The organism is Actinomyces minihominis, from assembly GCF_900187855.1.
GTDB lineage: Bacteria > Actinomycetota > Actinomycetes > Actinomycetales > Actinomycetaceae > Scrofimicrobium > Scrofimicrobium minihominis.
The window spans coordinates 1-15971 of record NZ_FYEG01000003.1 but is presented as its reverse complement, the minus strand read 5'-3'; the positions used below and the strand labels follow the sequence as shown (position 1 = coordinate 15971).

13 protein-coding genes and 1 tRNA gene are annotated in these 15971 nt (G+C 60.4%); 9 read left to right on the top strand and 5 right to left on the bottom strand.

What is annotated here, in order from left to right; translation table 11 throughout:
- Positions 1-318 precede the first annotated feature (318 nt).
- Both CS903_RS04050 and CS903_RS04045 read left to right on the top strand, forming a co-directional pair.
- On the top strand, positions 319-4620 hold the full coding sequence (locus tag CS903_RS04050) for a PDDEXK-like endonuclease domain-containing protein (protein ID WP_099332289.1): 4302 nt from the start codon (positions 319-321) through the stop codon (positions 4618-4620).
- Between the two features lie 14 nt (positions 4621-4634).
- Positions 4635-4883 carry a hypothetical protein gene (locus CS903_RS04045; protein WP_099332288.1) on the top strand — a complete coding sequence of 83 codons (249 nt, stop codon included), beginning with the start codon at positions 4635-4637 and terminating at the stop codon, positions 4881-4883.
- A gap of 6 nt (positions 4884-4889) precedes the next feature.
- Here CS903_RS04045 and mscL read toward each other — a convergent pair whose 3' ends face one another.
- The 3 genes from mscL to CS903_RS04030 form a co-directional block, all read right to left on the bottom strand.
- Complete coding sequence (gene mscL, locus CS903_RS04040) at positions 4890-5333, bottom strand: large conductance mechanosensitive channel protein MscL (protein ID WP_306345673.1); 444 nt, start codon at positions 5331-5333, stop codon at positions 4890-4892.
- A gap of 49 nt (positions 5334-5382) precedes the next feature.
- On the bottom strand, positions 5383-5859 hold the full coding sequence (locus CS903_RS04035) for a hypothetical protein (RefSeq protein ID WP_099332287.1): 477 nt from the start codon (positions 5857-5859) through the stop codon (positions 5383-5385).
- Positions 5860-5924: 65 nt separating this feature from the next.
- On the bottom strand, positions 5925-6560 hold the full coding sequence (locus CS903_RS04030) for a 5-formyltetrahydrofolate cyclo-ligase (protein ID WP_099332286.1): 636 nt from the start codon (positions 6558-6560) through the stop codon (positions 5925-5927).
- A gap of 124 nt (positions 6561-6684) precedes the next feature.
- On the opposite strand from CS903_RS04030, the gene CS903_RS04025 reads away from it, so the two are divergent.
- From CS903_RS04025 to CS903_RS04000, 6 genes are all read left to right on the top strand, one after another.
- Positions 6685-7920, top strand: coding sequence for a molybdopterin molybdotransferase MoeA (locus CS903_RS04025; protein WP_099332285.1), 1236 nt, complete (start codon positions 6685-6687; stop codon positions 7918-7920).
- Positions 7921-7928: 8 nt separating this feature from the next.
- Complete coding sequence (locus tag CS903_RS04020) at positions 7929-8621, top strand: GNAT family N-acetyltransferase (protein ID WP_099332284.1); 693 nt, start codon at positions 7929-7931, stop codon at positions 8619-8621.
- Between the two features lie 113 nt (positions 8622-8734).
- Entirely contained in the window at positions 8735-9859 is a 1125-nt protein-coding gene (locus tag CS903_RS04015) for a hypothetical protein (RefSeq protein WP_099332283.1), read from the top strand.
- Between the two features lie 117 nt (positions 9860-9976).
- Positions 9977-10052: transfer RNA gene (locus CS903_RS04010), tRNA-Ala, on the top strand.
- Between the two features lie 603 nt (positions 10053-10655).
- A complete protein-coding gene (locus CS903_RS04005) occupies positions 10656-12059 on the top strand; it encodes a DUF2130 domain-containing protein (protein ID WP_099332282.1) in 1404 nt (467 codons plus the stop codon).
- A gap of 103 nt (positions 12060-12162) precedes the next feature.
- Complete coding sequence (locus CS903_RS04000) at positions 12163-13902, top strand: VanW family protein (protein WP_099332281.1); 1740 nt, start codon at positions 12163-12165, stop codon at positions 13900-13902.
- A 15-nt stretch (positions 13903-13917) separates the two neighbouring features.
- Here the strand turns inward: CS903_RS04000 and CS903_RS03995 are convergent, their stop codons facing one another.
- A complete protein-coding gene (locus CS903_RS03995) occupies positions 13918-14529 on the bottom strand; it encodes a methylated-DNA--[protein]-cysteine S-methyltransferase (RefSeq protein ID WP_207203750.1) in 612 nt (203 codons plus the stop codon).
- A gap of 111 nt (positions 14530-14640) precedes the next feature.
- On the opposite strand from CS903_RS03995, the gene CS903_RS03990 reads away from it, so the two are divergent.
- Entirely contained in the window at positions 14641-15462 is an 822-nt protein-coding gene (locus tag CS903_RS03990; protein ID WP_099332279.1) for an META domain-containing protein, read from the top strand.
- Between the two features lie 70 nt (positions 15463-15532).
- Here CS903_RS03990 and CS903_RS09345 read toward each other — a convergent pair whose 3' ends face one another.
- On the bottom strand, positions 15533-15694 hold the full coding sequence (locus CS903_RS09345; RefSeq protein ID WP_164996671.1) for a hypothetical protein: 162 nt from the start codon (positions 15692-15694) through the stop codon (positions 15533-15535).
- Between the last annotated feature and the right edge of the window lie 277 nt (positions 15695-15971).

Genomic DNA, 15971 nt, shown 5'->3' with positions numbered 1-15971 from the left:
TCTTTCCGAGTTCGGCATCGACCTGGAGTCACAGGGGCTACTTTGGGATGACCTGTGAGCTAGGTCCCAGAATCCCACCAAACGGGGAAGTTCACACCTGCTAATCCCGAGGGGTGGAACGCAAGGACGTGGGAGCTTTTCCAGTAAACCCGGCCACGCTGACCACGCGCGGGGGTTGAGTAAAGCTAGTGTTGCGTTGTGGCACGTTCAATCTTCTCGCGCAAGGGCCCCCGACGGGAGACGCGTAACCATGCCCAGAATCCAGAATCGGTGCAGTCACAAGCAGGTGCACCGGATTTAGCTACGCCTGAAAAACAGGTGCCAAAAGGTGAAGCTGTGATCCCCACGGCTCCCTTTGACGTCGAAGAAACCGAAGAACTCGAAGAGGACGAGGTTGTGCTACCCCTTTCCGAGTTGTCGTCCCTGTGGCGCAGCGAGCTGGCTACGGCCGCGCGTGTTGATGCCACCGAGGCAGCTGCCCGAGCGGTGGCGCTCTCCAGCGCCCACCCCGGCGGATTAGCCGCGCTGTACGCCGACGCCCCCACCCGACTCTCCAACCTGGTTCGTGAGGAAACCTCGCTGGCAGAGGTCACCGCTAAAGTCGGTGAGCTCCGTGCCTTTGCTGAACAGCTGGCAGCTGAACACGGCCACGTTGTGGTCCACCTTGCGGTGGGGCGGGCCTCATGGGGTGGCCCCAGGCCAGCCACCAAGATTCCCGTCTTTATGCGCCAGGTTGTCATTGGTGAGGACGAGGACGGGGAGCTGACCCTGCACCTGCTCCCCGGGGTTGAGGTCTCAGCTCGCCTGTTGCGGGAGGCTTCGCTTGCGGGCGTCGAGGTCGATCGTGGCCTGCTCCTTGAAGCACTCCACGGGCCCGGCGGCTTCGCACCGGCAGCGGCTCTGGAGGCTATCGCAGAGGTTGGCACCTACCTGGAGAAGTTCAAGCTGCGTGATGACCTCTCCCTGGAGATTCTCACCCACCCGACTGCCTCACTTTTCCGCGACCTCTCTGACACCGCGTTCCTGGAACGTTCAGAGGTGCTCCGGGGTATTACGGGCGATTCTGAAGCCCGAGAGAAGCTGGAACGCACAGACACTGAAATAGTTCCTAACCCCGCGGACCGCGACCCGTGGAAAGAGGTCGGCGTTGGCGATCAGTCCCCGGCTGTCCAGGATGTTATCGAGGCTGTCATCAGCGGTGGCTCATATGTTGTGAAGCCGGCCGATGGTGCCGACCTGATCGGGGCGGCGGTCTCCTCGGCTGCCGCACTGGCCGCAGAGGGCAGGTCCGTCCTCGTCGTCGCCAACGATTCTGCTAGCTATGAGGCGCTGGGAAGCCGTTTTGAACGCGAGCAGATCGGCTCTATTGTCGCTGACTTCTTTCCCGGCACGGATCCGGAAAGGGTTAGTGAGAGGCTAGCAACTGCCCTCAGCGCCCTCGATCCGTCTGGTAATGAGGCCGAGATTGAGAACATGCGGGTGGCCCTGCGCCGCGCCCGCGCCGCCCTCGGAGCCTATGAAGAGCAGTTGCACGCAGAGTTTGAGGACTTCGGGGTCACCCCGTTTGATGCTCTCCAGGTTCTCACTGAACTGACCTCGGACCCCGACGGTCCCAGCACCAGGGTTCGCCTCGGTGCGGCTACCCTCGCGAACCTTTCCGAGGACGGGGGCATCCGCGCGCGGGAGTTGCTGGACGAAGCTTCTAGGCAGGGCATCTTTAACGCCGAGGAACCACTGAGTGGCTGGGATGGTATCAAGCTGCGGGACGTCGCTGACGTCCAGAGGGTCCTTGACGCCACCGAGGCGCTGGCGAAAGAGATTCTGCCGGCAGTGCGTGTCCAGATGGCTCGTGTGGCCGGCCAAACCGGATTGAAAACAGCCACTACCCTCGACGGTTGGCGACTGCAGCTGGAGCTGATAGAGCGGGCCCAGTCACTGCTGGACCTCTTCCGTCCCGAAGCATTCGAACGATCACCGGCCGACCTCGTCATTGCCACAGCCACCCCCGAGTGGCGGAAGCAGAAGGGGATCAACCTCAAGGGTTCACGCCGTCGCCAGATGGTGAAGCAGGCCAAAGACCTGGTGCGACCAGGGGTCCACGTGGCCGACCTGCACGATGCTCTCGGCCAGGTCCAAGAGTGCCGTCATCAGTGGCGTCTTGCCGCAGCGGAGGAAGAGCCGTGGCCAACCATCCCCGAGGGGCTTAAGGGCTGCGTGCAAACCCTGGATGAGGCCACCTCACAGGTGCGCGTTATCGCCCCCTTCCTTGAGCCCGCCTTTGGTCATCTGGGGTCAATGCCGCTCGATGAGTTGTGCCCGATTATTGAGGCGCTCTCCGAGGATACCAATGGAGCCCGGCTGGTTCCGCAGCGCCTGCGTGTTACTGAAGAGCTGGATGCTCTCGGTCTGGGTGAACTGGTGGAAGATTTCAGGACCCGACAGATTGAGGGCGAGCTGCTCGGCCTCGAACTTGACCTCTCCTGGTGGGCTTCCGCCCTCGGGCTCATGCTGGCCGCCGAACCACGCCTCGGTGGTTTTGACCCCGACCTCCTCCAGGGGCTGGTTGGTGAGATCCGGGTGCTTGACCAGGCTCAGGTTGAGAGCCTCGGCCACTCCGTGGTTGAGCGCGTCAAGTCGGGGCGCCGCGACGCGGTCTCCGTCTACCCTGAACAGCACGCTGAGCTGATCGCTGCCCTCGGTGATGAAGTTCCGGCGCGGACGCTCTTCGGCGAGTACTCCCTGGCATGGGACCTGCTTCCCATTGTCTGTGCGGGTCCGGCCCTGGTTCCGGCGGTCGCAAACCGCAGGCGACCGGTCGATACCGTCCTCCTGGTGGGCATGGCCGATGCCGCCCTGGCGGAACTCGCACCTATCATTGCGCGGGGTAGCGATGTTATCGCCTTCGCAAGCGCGGCCGAGGACGTGAAGTCTGGTTCATGGCTCTCCAAGATGGCCAAGTTCCTTCCCGTCTATGAACTCCCGGCCCGGCCCGCCACCATCAACGGCCACTTCGCCGACCTGGTTGTGAAGTACAAGCCAGACACCAGCATCGTTGCGGTTCCGGCTCCCCGTCCCCTCAGCACCATTGAGTACATCAAGGTCGAGGGTTCAGGAATGCCAGCCCCCACCACGGTTGCCATTGAGTCTTCACTGGGTGAGGCCGACAGGGCTGCTGAGTACCTGCTGGATCACATGGCTCGTAACACCGGGCAGACCATTAACATCGTGACATTCAGCGAACGTCATGCGGACCGTGTCCGAGCTTCCATCAGGCGCCTCATGGGGTTGGACCGCAACCTCTCATCACGGCTCGGTATGCCGGCTCAGCTTGAGAAGATGGTGGTTCTACCCGAACAGCTGGCCGCGAACCGACCTGAGCGCACGGTACTTTCCGTCGGCTTCGCCAAGACCGCTCACGGCAGGGTCATTCATGACTTCGGGGTGTTGTCGACCCCCGAGGGGATTGAGGCAATCGAGCAGATCGCTCAGGGTTCCGTGGGTGATCTGACGGTGGTGACGAGCCTGGAGTCCACGGAGATCGACCGCTCCCGACTCCGTCATGCAGGGGCGCTCGCCCTCGTTGACCTCTTGGCGCTGGCCGAAGGTCGCACTGAAAGCGACGTGACAGGCGACGGTGGGGAACACGTCCCCGATGACCTGCTGGTTGATCTTGCGGATCGTCTGCACCGGCTTGGACTACCGATTGTTGCCAACCTCGGGGTGGGTCCGACCCGGATTCCCCTGGCTGTTGGTCACCCGGAGGTGCCGGGTGAACTGCTGGTGGCGGTCCTCACCGACGACCCCAATTACCGCGGTGAACCTTCGCTTCGTGTGCGTGATCGCTACTGGCCCGAGCAGCTGGAGAACGCCGGCTGGAAGGTCCGCACAGAACTTTCGATGTCGGTCTTTATCGACCCGAACAAGGAAGCCCAGCACATCGTTGAACTGGTTCTTGACGCTGTCGATGAGTACTACATTCGCATCGGCAAACCCGTCACCCCGGCCGCGGCAGCAACTCTGGCTGCCGAGGGGGCAGAGCTCCTTGGTGAGACGAAGGTGGACTCCGCGGAGTCCAACGGCCTCGATGAAAACGACGAAGCGATCGAAGTTGAGTCAGATAGTCCCATTGAGGTAACCGTAGAAGCTGCGGAAGACCCCGAGGACGATGAGCCGGGCCAACCGATCGCCATCTTCGACGAGGTCGATGAGGTTGCCGAGGTCGAAGGTGCCCCCGCTCCGGATGAAGGAGTGGAAGGGGACCTGTCCGAAGTTCTTGAGGCCGCAGACCTGCTGGAGAAGACCGCAGTCGAGGTTGATGATGCCGACCTGGTTCGGGTCCAGCTTGAGGATGCGGTCCCCGAGGTGGAAGAGGTCATCGAAGTAGTTGAGGTCCCTGAGGTTGAAGTGGGCCCCAGGCCCCCGGTTACCAAGGGATTGCCACTCGCTGCCTACAGTGATGACCAGTTGGATGAGGTGGCAACCTGGCTCTGGGCACGTCATCCCGGAGCAAGTGAGGAAGACCAGGTTGAGGCGCTCCGGGAAGCCATTGGTCTGCGCCGCAGGGGCGCCCAGTCCCACACCGTCCTCGCCAACGTGGTTCGACGCACCTCCGGTAAGTAGGACGCGGTCCAGCCATGGGTTCCCAGCAGACCTCCCAGACTTCTGGGGCGCAGAGGCCACGAAAGAAGAAGCCTCGGCGGGCCGTCTACGTCACCCGGGTCGACAATGGAGGTGAGGAGCCTGAGGTTGTGGTCGGCGACGACACTCTCAGCCCCCTGGGTTCTGATATGGAGGCCAGTAGGGACGCTTCCCCAGAGACGACACCTCCCTCAGAAAGCGGCGATGACCGCTGGCTGAGGGAGAATGTTCCACCGCACTGGTAGGGGCTACTAGGCCTCAGAGGCTCCGGCATTAGCCTTGAGCTGATCGCGAATCTCCTTGAGCAGCTCGACTTCAGGAGCCACCTCGGGTTCCTTCGCGTCCTCCTGAAGGCCGAGAACCGCGTCCTTCTTCCTGTTCATCGCATTCACCGGGAGGACGACGAAGAAGTAGAGGGCAGCTGCCACAATGAGGAAGTTGAGCAGCGCGGTCAGGAAGACCCCCGGGCGAACCAGGGCTGGCTCACCGAATAGCTGGATCTGGAACTCGAACAGGCTGGAGAAGTCAGGCTTTCCGAAGATAGCCCCGATCAGGGGGTTGAGGAAGTCGTTCACCAGGCCGTTGATCACCTCACCGAATGCCGCGCCGATGACAACACCCACGGCCAAATCGATGGCATTACCGCGACTGATGAAGTCTTTGAATCCCTTGAGCACCTTTTCAGTTCCTTTCATGAAGAGGGCCGGCCCCTTGGAACTACTGCGGACCCGGCGGACCTGGACATTATCGAACTACGAAGTGGATCCTGTCGCTGTCAGATGCCTGCAGCACACCGGCAATGTCGCCGGCAGGCAGGCTCACGGTCAGCAGAGGCCGCCTCTCATCAGCGAAAAGCTCTCCCATCGGTTCCTCAACGCTCAGCACTGTGACATTTGCGGCAAGCAGGTCGATGGGGCAGGAGTCCTCGGGGCACGAGGGCGCTGGACCCCAGATTTCGACCTTGTCACCGGGCCCGAGCGCCACCGGGTTTGAACCGGAAGTAATGACAGTTTGCGCGTACCCAGGCTTGACCTCCGGCCTCGCTTCCGATTGAGGTTCCGCTCCGAGTGGGGTGGTGCAATCACAGGGAGCCCGTAGGGCCAGAATCGCAAACACAACCAGGAGCAGGGCGACAACAGACAGAAAGATCCGTCGCAGGAAGAGGCGGCTGCTGTAGCCACCCAGTCTCGAGGGGGAGGGAGCATCACGCTTTGGAGTCATAGGGCAACCCTGCCGTGAGCTGACATCAGCCAGCGGCGGTTCGCCGCCTACCTGTGGAGATCTCCCTAGCGGCGCACCTGGGGACCGTCGCTGGGAAGCCCTTCCCTCAACTCACCCACCCGGGTCAGACTGCTGGGTGTGAGGACAAAGTCAACCTGGTGGTCATGGGATTCCGTGGGGATGAGGCCGGGGCCAACCACCTCGTCCTCAAAGCACACCCCCACCCTCACACACTCCGAAGCGAATGTCGGCAGTGCCCGGTCGTACCACCCGGCGCCCCGTCCCAAACGTCGTCCGTCCAATCCAAAAGCAATCCCGGGAACCAGGATGAGGGCGGCGTCCTCGGGACGGACATTTTCATTTGAGTCATCCCCAAGGAACTCCCAGCTCGGGGTGGTTCGTCCTCCGCTAAGCAGCGCGTCAGAAGTGGGCACGATGACACGTCCTCCCCGGCCCACCCAGTCGGCGAGCAGCGGAAGAACATCAACTTCGGCGGGAAGCGGAAGGTAACCGGCCACCACCGCTCCCGCGGGGAGAGTCTCCAGCAGCGGCTCCAGAAGGGAAGCGCTGACACCCTGGTTTCCACCCGATCCGCCCTGACTCACTTCGGGTTCACCGCGCATCGTCGCGCCCGCAAGACGCCGTGCCAGGTAGGCGGTTCGCCAGTGCCGTTTCTGGGTGGAGATGGCCTCGGAACTCATGGTGCCATGCTAGCGGGGCCCTGAAGCATGTCGGTCCTCGCTCCCCTCAACGCTGAGCGGTTAGGCTGGTGCAGGCAACCCGCTGGGGGTTGCGATTTCACTGCTGCAACCAGAAGGTGACCCTATGCGCTCCGTTGCCGATTTCTATCAGGATTGCCTGCGCAACGCTGACCAGCAGGACCCCCTCGACCTCCTGTTACTCGATGCGGTGGGTTGTGTTCTGGCAGAGGACGTCACCGCGCCCTTCGACCACCCGTCAGAGAACGTCGCAGCCCTCGATGGGTATGCGGTTAGGGCCGAGGATCTCACCGGAGTGAGCGCACTGTCCCCCGTGGGACTTCCCGTAACTGCCGAGGTGGCTTCCGGGCAGGCCCATCCGGGCGGCCTCGCCCCCAACACGGCGGTGCGGATCGCATCCGGTGCACCCCTACCCATCGGGGCCGACACCGTGGTGGATCTGATGGACACCGACCACGGAGAGTCCACGGTCACCATCGCCTCCCCGGTGACCCTGGGCCAGAATGTGCGCCGCAGAGGAGAGGACATGCGGGTGGGGCAGGTGATCGTCAAGACCAGGACCCGTCTCGGCCCGGCCCAGATTGCCGCCATCGCTGCTGTGGGGCGCGCTCGCGTCCTCGTTCACCCGCGTCCTCGTGTCGTCATTATTTCCGTTGGGGATGAACTGCAGGAACCGGGCGCGGCCCCACTCGAAGGCAGCACGTTCGATGTCAACGGACAGTCCCTGACTGCCGCTGCGACCGAAGTGGGCGCAGAAACCTTCCGCACCACGGCCGTCCCCGATGACCGGGCTGCATTGCGTCGCATGATCGATGATCAGCTAATGCGGGCCGACCTCATCATTACCACCGGAGGCCTGTCACACGGCTCCGGCAACACGGTGCGTGAAGCATTGGGAACCGCAGGAACAGTCCGCTTCGACAACGTTGCCGCCTATCCGGGAACCATGCTGGGCGTGGGAACAGTCAGCGTTGAGGGGGATGAGGACGACGTCACCGCCACCCCGATCTTCTGCCTTCCCGGGGATCCCGTGGCTGCCCAGGTGTGTTTTGAGGTGTTCGTTCGGCCAGCGCTGCGAAAGATGCAGGGCTGGAAAACCCTCAACCGTCCCTCGGTGAAAGCCCGCGCAACCACCGACCTTAAATCCACGCGCGGTATTCGCGAGTTCGTGCGCGTGCGCATTCAGGGATCGCCGTCCTCGGGCTATGAGGCGCACCCGGTTGGTGACCCGCACTCGCTGTGGCTCTCTGCGCTGGCCGGATCAAATGCCCTGGCGGTTGTTCCCGAACAGACCACCAACGTCCCCGAGGGGACGCTGCTGACCTGCATGCTGCTCGACTAGAGACCGAAATGTTCACCTTTTTTCGTCCTCGTCGTTCCATATGGGGCTGGTTACCGCAGGACCTCGAAGTAAGGTTCGAGGGCGAGGAACTGAACGAGCTTCTTCACCTCGGACACGGAACCACCAGGGTGGTCTTGCGGCCCTGTGTGGGGCGCGATCACCACGCGGTTGAACGGGTGCGACGCAGCAACGTCGAATGGTTGGGGCAGTGGGAGGCCAGTATTCCCCCCGAGAGCGGCTCGCAGGTGCCGACGTGGGAAGAGTTCCCGGGCCTGATGGACCGTCGCCAAGAAGACGGTGAGGCCCTGTCGATGATGGTCGAGGTCGACGGGGAGATCGCGGGTTTGGTCTCGGTGGGCGCTATCGAACGCGGCGCCATGCAGCTGGGGGTGCTGGGCTACTGGATTGCACAGAAGTGGGCCGGCAGGGGGATTACATCGCTTGCGGTTGCAGCGGTGATCGACCTCGTCCTCAAAGACCTGGGGCTGCACCGAGTTGAGGTGAACGTGAGGCCGGAGAATGTTCCGTCGCTCGGGCTCGCGCGCAAGCTGCATCTGCGCGAAGAGGGGTACAAGCCGCGCTTCATGCACATCAATGGGCAGTGGGCTGATCATGTCGGTTTTGCTATCGATCAGGATGACCTCAAGGGCCTTCCTGGACATTCGTTAGTGACTGCCTGGATTCGCCGCCAAGATAGCTGAGACGCAGTACCGGGAGGCGCCCTCGGCAGTAGATCTCAAGTCACAGGTCCAATTGCGTGCGACGCGCGGAGTGGCACGCGTTAATTGCCCCGGAGTCTGCCTATGTTGGAGCCGTGGAATTTGCTGGCATTCTTGTAGCCGTGATCGCGTGCATGATCGTTGTGTACGCGCTGCCTGCAGCAATAGCCCGACGAAAAGCCGTGGTCAGTTCGCGTGAGGGCGATAGGTTCTCTCCCGGGGTTGAACTGGTTGAGTTTGAATCGGGCAGCGCTGCCCGGAAGCAGGACTCACTTTCCACCCGACCTCTTCTTTCCACATCCCATGCGGCAAGTAGCGAAGGGACACACATGTCACACCTGGAAGCTTCCGGCGCCGACTCAGGCGCGTCAGCACCCCGTACCTCGAAGGCACGTCCGGTTAGCCCCACGCAGCAGATGGCTGCGCTGCGGGCCCGACGGGTGGCGCGACTGGCCCGTGAGCAGGCCGCTGTCCAGCGACGTATTGTCGCAGCTGGGCTTGCCGTTGTGCTGACCTTGGTTTTCACAATCGTTGCCGCGTTTGGTGCGATGGCGTGGGCCTGGTTGGCTGTGCCCGGGGTGCTTCTGGTTGGCACTGTGATCAGTTCGGCCCTTGGTGCGTACCGCGCCCAGCAGCAGAATGCTGCAGAGATGGTGGAGCTTGAAGAGATCAAGGTTGCCATCGCCGAGCAGCGCGAACGAGGGGACGCCCGTCGCCGTGAAGCCGCTGCCAAGCGCGGGACCTTGAAGCTGATGGAGGCCGTAAAGGACACTCCTAAGAAGCCTCACCGAGAACTCGTGGAAGTTGTCGAGGACGTCGTTGCTCACGTTGAGGTGGCTGCGGAAACAGCGGTTGAAACTACGGCTGAATCAGCGCCCGAAACCACCGTCAAGGTCGTCACTGTTCGTGAAGAGGCTGTACGCGAGGAAGTGGTCGTCGAGACCCGAGCTGCCAGCCCCAAGGCCGAAGAGCGCCGCACCTGGGACGCCATCCAGCTTCCCCCGGCCCGAGGCAGTCGGCCAGCTCCGGTTATCAACCGCCGCGTTCACGCCGATACCGACCTTGTCCCCGTTCTGGAACGCAGGACCAAGGGTGTTCCGGCCCGTCCGTTGCGTAAGTCCGACCAGGTGGCAGCGGCTTCTGCGACTGCAGCCGCCCTCACCGGACCAACGTTCAGGTTCGACCTGGATGCGGTTCTGGAGCAACGCCGAGCCCAGTAGGAAAAGAGCGCGAACCCGTAGAGAGTCCGCACACCACTTCAGTTACCACGCCCCTGGTGACAAACCATCACCTCGGGCGTGCTAACATTTTTAGGCACTGAACCTGAGGGTTCATCGGGGGCTATGGCGCAGTTGGTAGCGCGTCTCGTTCGCAATGAGAAGGTCAGGGGTTCGAATCCCCTTAGCTCCACCACCCCAGTTCTGACACCCTTGAAATAGCAGGGTTTTCCCTTATAAACACAGGGCAAAGTCCCCATGGCAAGCAAACAGCCAAGTAGTCACCGATACCCCCAAAACCCCTATTTTCGCTTCCTCTATCGCACGTTCGTGCCACGTCTGTTCCATGTGCCCCGTACCGATCTCAAGATGGCGGTCAACGATGATTGTCCGGAGCCATGAAGCACGCTTGCTGAAGGCTTGGCCTTGACCTGGACCTCGACCTGGACCTCGACCTGGACGTCGACCTAAACCTAAACCTAAACCTGAACCTCGCCTTCAACCTTGACCCAGCCTTGACCAGACCTCACCATTCTGGCCTTGGTCCCGCGCGGGTGTCTTGGTCCTCCGCAGGGCGTAATTCTGTGCATTTTCAACCGAGATCAGCCCCTGTGTGGGTCCGCGACACCTGCAGGGAACCACTGCGGCGGTTGAGGGCACCTTGTCGGGGTCTGGCTTGTGGTTTCGACTCTCGATCGCAGCAGATGTCGGAGGGTCGACGTAGGCTGGTGAGCGTTACGCAGCGGTCTTCAATGGGAAGAGGACGTTGCATCGGCCTCGAGAACTGGAAGTCCCTGGAATGCACGAAATCAAGTGTCCTCACTGCGGAAAGATGTTCTCGATTGATGAGGCCGGGTATGCCGAGATCGCACTGCAGGTTCGGGACCGAGAGTTCGAGCAGCAGTTGCATGATCGCCTTGAGGTTGCGCAACAGGACAAGGAGCGCTCGTTGGAACTCGCTGAAGCCAGGGCGGCGGGTGAACTGCAAAAGGCAGCTGCCGCCAAGGAAACTGAGATTCAACAGCTCAAGGCCCGCATCGATGCTTCTGAGATGCAGAAGCAGTTGGCGGTGCAAGAAGCACTGGCAACGGTCTCCAAAGAACGCGATGACCTGACCAATGAGCTCTCTCGCGTGACGCAAGAGAAAGAGGCTGAGGCGACACTGGCCGCTGCTCGACTTGAGTCTGAACTGCAGAAGGAAGCAGCGCTTCGTGCCTCTGAGATCCAGGACTTGAAGTCACGCCTAGAGGCTGCGGAGATTGCGAAGAAACTTGAGGTCTCCGAGGCGGTGGGGAAGGTTGCCAAGGAACGGGATGAGTTGAAGAGCAACCTCACTCGCATGGAGCTCGAGAAGCAGCTGGCAGAAACATCGTTGCGTGACAAGTATGAGACGCAAATAAAGGACCGGGATGAAGCGATCGAGCGACTGCGGGATCTAAAGGCCAAGCTGTCGACCAAGATGGTCGGAGAGACCCTTGAGCAGCACTGTGAGATTGAGTTGAACAAGATTCGTTCCACCGCCTTTCCCAGGGCCTATTTTGAAAAGGACAATGACGCTCGCTCCGGGTCAAAAGGGGACTACATCTTCCGTGACTTTGATGAGGGCGGAACCGAGATTGTCTCGATCATGTTTGAAATGAAAAATGAGAGTGACACGACCTCGACCAAGCGCCGCAATGAGGACTTCCTGAAAGAGCTGGACAAGGACCGGAATGAGAAGGGGTGCGAGTACGCAGTCCTGGTTTCCCTGCTTGAAGAGGATCACGATCTTTACAACACCGGCATTGTTGACGTGTCCCACCGCTACCCCAAGATGTATGTCATCAGGCCGCAGTTCTTCATTCAGATGATTACCGTCCTGCGCAATGCCTCCATGAATGCGCTCAAGTACAAGCAGGAACTCGCCCTCGTCAAAGCACAACACATCGATATCACAAACTTTGAGAGTGACTTGGATAGCTTCAAGGATGCGTTCGGTAGGAACTACGAACTGGCGGCACGACACTTTCAGACGGCTATTGATGAGATTGATAAGTCAATTGTGCGGATGCAAAAGGTGAAAGAGTCGTTGATCGGCTCGGAACGCCAGCTCCGCCTGGCGAACGATAAGGCGCAGGGGGTTTCGCTAAAGCGGTTGACGCGTAACAACCCCACCATGAAGGCCAGGTTTGCCGAACTAGAGGGCGGCGACGAAACGCCGTAGGAACTGAGGGCTGCCTGCCCACCGTGGTCTAGCGGAGGCAGTTCCGTTTGATCTTGCTGACCTGTCTGGTCGGGCTCCGGATACGAAAGGCTAACATTGACCTGTGCTTGAACCGAGTGAAACCACGACTTCTGATCAACCTGACGACAGTGTCGTGCAGGGAGACTCAGGGGCCCGCGCAAAACTGCCGCTAATCATCGCCCTCAGCGTCGTTGGGGTGCTTCTGATCGCCTATGTTGGCGCAGCATGGCTTCTCTCCGATCGCGTCCCCCGGGGTACGACAGTGGCGGGGGTGAGTCTCGGAAACATGTCGGCAGCTAGCGCCAAGGAGCGGCTGGCTTCGTCACTGCAAGCTAAGACCACAGATCCGATGACGGTGGTTGTCGATGAGGTCGAGGGAGAGTTCACTCCCGCAGACGCTGGACTTGCCCTTGACGCTGAGGCAACCGTGGATGAGCTGGTTGGTTTCAACCTCTCGCCGGGCCGCCTTTGGAGGCACATTGCAGGTGGGGGTGAGGTTGCGCCGGTCAGCGAAGTTGATACTCAGGCACTGACAGCGACCCTTGAGGGGATGACAGATAGCTTTGCAATCCTTCCCCTTGACGGGATGATTGAGTTCGTTGACGGACAGCCCCAAACATCACCATCTGCAACAGGTTTGGAAGTTGACATCCCCGGCGCGGTAGAGACCATCAGGGAGAAGTGGCTTACCGGGAGCCGCCCCCTGCCGCTGCCCTCGAAGGTGGTAGATCCGGCGATTAGTGACGCCGAGGTCGAACGTGCGCTAAATGAAGATGCCAAACCACTGGTGGCAGGTCCGGTCCACGCAACGGTCGGTGACAACTCCACCGAACTAGCGCCAGCCACTCTGGCGTCTTCGGCCTCGTTCGTAGCAAACGGTCCGACGCTAGAGATGATCATTGATGGGAAGATTTTGGCCCAGGACCTCCGTGAGCAGATTCCGGAACTGGAGCAGGCGCCACGAAACGCGACGGTGAAACTCAACGGCGGGGTCCCAGAAATCACTCCGGACCAAACCGGCACCGAGGTGAACTTTGAGAAGCTTTCGGGCGCGGTCATCACGGCGATTCACAGTGAAGATAGGGCGGTTACCGTTGAGTTAGCCGAGGTCGAGGCCGACCTGACGACAGCGGAGGTGGAAGCCCTGGGCGTCAAAGAGCAGATCTCGAGCTTCACTACCAACCTGACCAGCGACTCAGTCCGCACGGGGAACCTGATTACGGGAGCTGCGGCGATCAATGGTGTGCTCGTCCTACCTGGGGAAACCTTCAGCCTGCTCGACACCCTGGGACCCATTACTGAAGAACGCGGCTATGGCAATGCCGGAATCATTATTGATGGTGTGCTGGTTGACGGCCTCGGCGGCGGTCTATCGCAACTGGCGACCACCCTTTACAACGCGGTCTTCTTTGCTGGGCTCGAGGACGTGGAGCACCAGCCTCACTCCCAGTACATTCCGCGCTATCCCGAGGGACGCGAGGCGACAATCTTCGTTCCCTCAATTGACGTCAAGTTCAAGAACGACTCTGAGTATGGCGTCTTAATCGAGGCCTGGGTTGCCGATGGTCAGATTACCGTTGCGTTCTGGAGCACCAAGGTGTGGGACATTGAGGCCGGTTCCAGCGGCCGTTCAGAGATCGTTCCGGCCACGACCGTGAAGTCGACTCGGGCCGGTTGCATCCCAGAGGCACCGGGCGAACCGGGTTTCCTAGTTACTGTCTACCGCTACTTTTACCAGAACTCTGAACTGATCAAAACGGAGTCACAGGGATGGCGCTACCAGCCGGTTAACGGCGTTGAGTGTGTCCAACCCAAGTCATAGTCACGGTTGGAGTCCCTAGGCCGCACAGTTGTCGCGCTCTAGTTTCAGCAGGGCTTCTTTAATTGCCACGCCGCCGGTGTACTCACCGAGCGTCCCGTCACTCCTGGTGACCCTGTGGCAGGGCAGGATGATGGGAAGAGGGTTGGTGGCGCAGGCAGTGCCAACTGCTCGCGCCGCCCCGGGCGTCCCTACGGCGGTGGCGACTTCGCCGTAGGAGGCGGTCTCACCGTAGGGGATCGACTGCAGGGCAACCTGAACCTGCTGGCGGAATCGTCCGTGTGCGGAGACCCAGGGGTTAGGAACTGCGTGTAGGCCCGCATCGTCCTCGACATCAAATGTTGGGAGAAGATCGAGGGCGAGGGCAAATGTGCGTCTTTCCCCCCGCCCGTACTCACCCAACTGAGTTTGAAGCTGCTCAAGAATCCTGTAGCCCGGGTGGTCACGGTTTCCAGGGTTTGATTGGGCATTTCCGCTGAGGGTGAGGACGGCGCTGTCGCGGTCGAGGCTTTCGGGGTGGAACTGGATCTTGACGAGGCCGCGCCTGCTAGCCAGTGCTAGAACGAGACCCACGGGCGACGCAATGACTTTGTGAACCAGGGGGGTAACTGGAAGCGGGGTCTTCTTCATCATCCAATTGTTGCAGGATCAGCACGATTTGGAAGACCTGATCTTGAGAATCTCCAAAGGGGCGATAATTCCCTATTGTGAGGCTTTGAGCGACTAGATGGAGATGTGCAGATGAGGAAGATTTTGACCGCTGCTGCGGCCCTGGGGATCATGGCGATCAGCGTTGCTGGTTGTGCAGGTGGGGGTGACGCCCAGTCGACGACGGATGGTGCAGGCACTGCCGCGGCGGATCTTACGACCGAAACTCTGGCCGGGGACTGGATCCTGGTTGATGGTAAGGGCGCGGATGGCTATGTCATCTCGCCTCCGGACCAACCCATTGAACTGAACATTCTGGCGGATGGAAACTTCTCTGGGAACAGTGGTTGTAACCAGATCATGGGTACTTTGACCATCGCGGAGGGAGTCATCGACTTTGGTCCGATTGGGCAGACGATGATGTTCTGTGAGGACACCATGGAACTTGAGGGCGCCTACACCAAGGCTCTCGAGGCGGTGCGTGCTGGTGAGGTCGTTGGTGACACCCTGGTGTTGACCGGTGAGGACACGCAACTGAACTACAAGAGGGCTGAGCCCCTATCCACCGAAGCACTTGCAGGAACGTGGACACTCTCAAACGGTGCTGGTGTCGACGGCGTAATGATCATGCCAACCGATGAGGCCCCGATCGATATCGTGATTGAAGCTGACGGGACCTTTGGTGGAACGTCGGGCTGCAACAACTACTCGGGCGCATTGACCATCACGGATGGTTTGATTGAGGTCGGCCCGATGGCCCTTACCCAGATGGCTTGTGACGAGACTCTGATGGTTACAGAGTCCTCCTACACCGAGGCTCTGGCATTGGTAACAGGCGGACGAGTCTCCGGGGACCAGCTGACGCTTACTGGTGAAGGCGTGCAGTTGAACTACCTGAAGTCGGTGACTGAGTAGTAGGTAGCGGGGCACAGGCTCAGCTTGATGGCGGGGACGAGGGCGATTGCCTTGGTCCCCGTTATCGCATCTAAGGGTCGGACTCACCAGCTCCCATTTGCTGGCACTCAAGGGACCAGGCATTGCCGAGGGCTTGCTGGTACTCAAGGGGCCAAGCATTGTCGAAGACCAAAACAGTTCCCAACACGCCCGAAGCCGGACCGCCAGACGTGCAGGGAGATCTTGTAAACATGCAGGTCAGGCTGTGTTTGAGTCGGTGTGATGCCCGTCATGTGGGTACGGACTAGACGTGGCAGGGGGTCTTCGGTAGAGTTTCTTCTTGCCGGTGAACGAGGTAGGAACCGAAAAGGGGCCCTTCTAGACTGGCTATCCACTTCCAATGTTTTTGTGTGGGTGTTGTTTGTGAACTTGATAGTGTGTTTTTTTGTTTGATTTTTGAGTGTACTCAATAAATTCTTTGTTTTTGTTGGTGTTTTTTTGGTTGGGATGGCTGCCGTCTTTTTTGGTGG

What these genes read in the sequence shown, in the direction of transcription:
- CS903_RS04035 (WP_099332287.1), bottom strand. Translation starts at nt 5,859, where the DNA reads ATGACTCCAAAGCGTGATGCTCCCTCCCCCTCGAGACTGGGTGGCTAC.
- mscL (WP_306345673.1), bottom strand. Translation starts at nt 5,333, where the DNA reads ATGAAAGGAACTGAAAAGGTGCTCAAGGGATTCAAAGACTTCATCAGT.
- CS903_RS03995 (WP_207203750.1), bottom strand. Translation starts at nt 14,529, where the DNA reads ATGAAGAAGACCCCGCTTCCAGTTACCCCCCTGGTTCACAAAGTCATT.
- CS903_RS04025 (WP_099332285.1), top strand. Translation starts at nt 6,685, where the DNA reads ATGCGCTCCGTTGCCGATTTCTATCAGGATTGCCTGCGCAACGCTGAC.
- CS903_RS04020 (WP_099332284.1), top strand. Translation starts at nt 7,929, where the DNA reads ATGTTCACCTTTTTTCGTCCTCGTCGTTCCATATGGGGCTGGTTACCG.
- CS903_RS04045 (WP_099332288.1), top strand. Translation starts at nt 4,635, where the DNA reads ATGGGTTCCCAGCAGACCTCCCAGACTTCTGGGGCGCAGAGGCCACGA.
- CS903_RS04030 (WP_099332286.1), bottom strand. Translation starts at nt 6,560, where the DNA reads ATGAGTTCCGAGGCCATCTCCACCCAGAAACGGCACTGGCGAACCGCC.
- CS903_RS09345 (WP_164996671.1), bottom strand. Translation starts at nt 15,694, where the DNA reads ATGTTTACAAGATCTCCCTGCACGTCTGGCGGTCCGGCTTCGGGCGTG.
- CS903_RS03990 (WP_099332279.1), top strand. Translation starts at nt 14,641, where the DNA reads ATGAGGAAGATTTTGACCGCTGCTGCGGCCCTGGGGATCATGGCGATC.
- CS903_RS04005 (WP_099332282.1), top strand. Translation starts at nt 10,656, where the DNA reads ATGCACGAAATCAAGTGTCCTCACTGCGGAAAGATGTTCTCGATTGAT.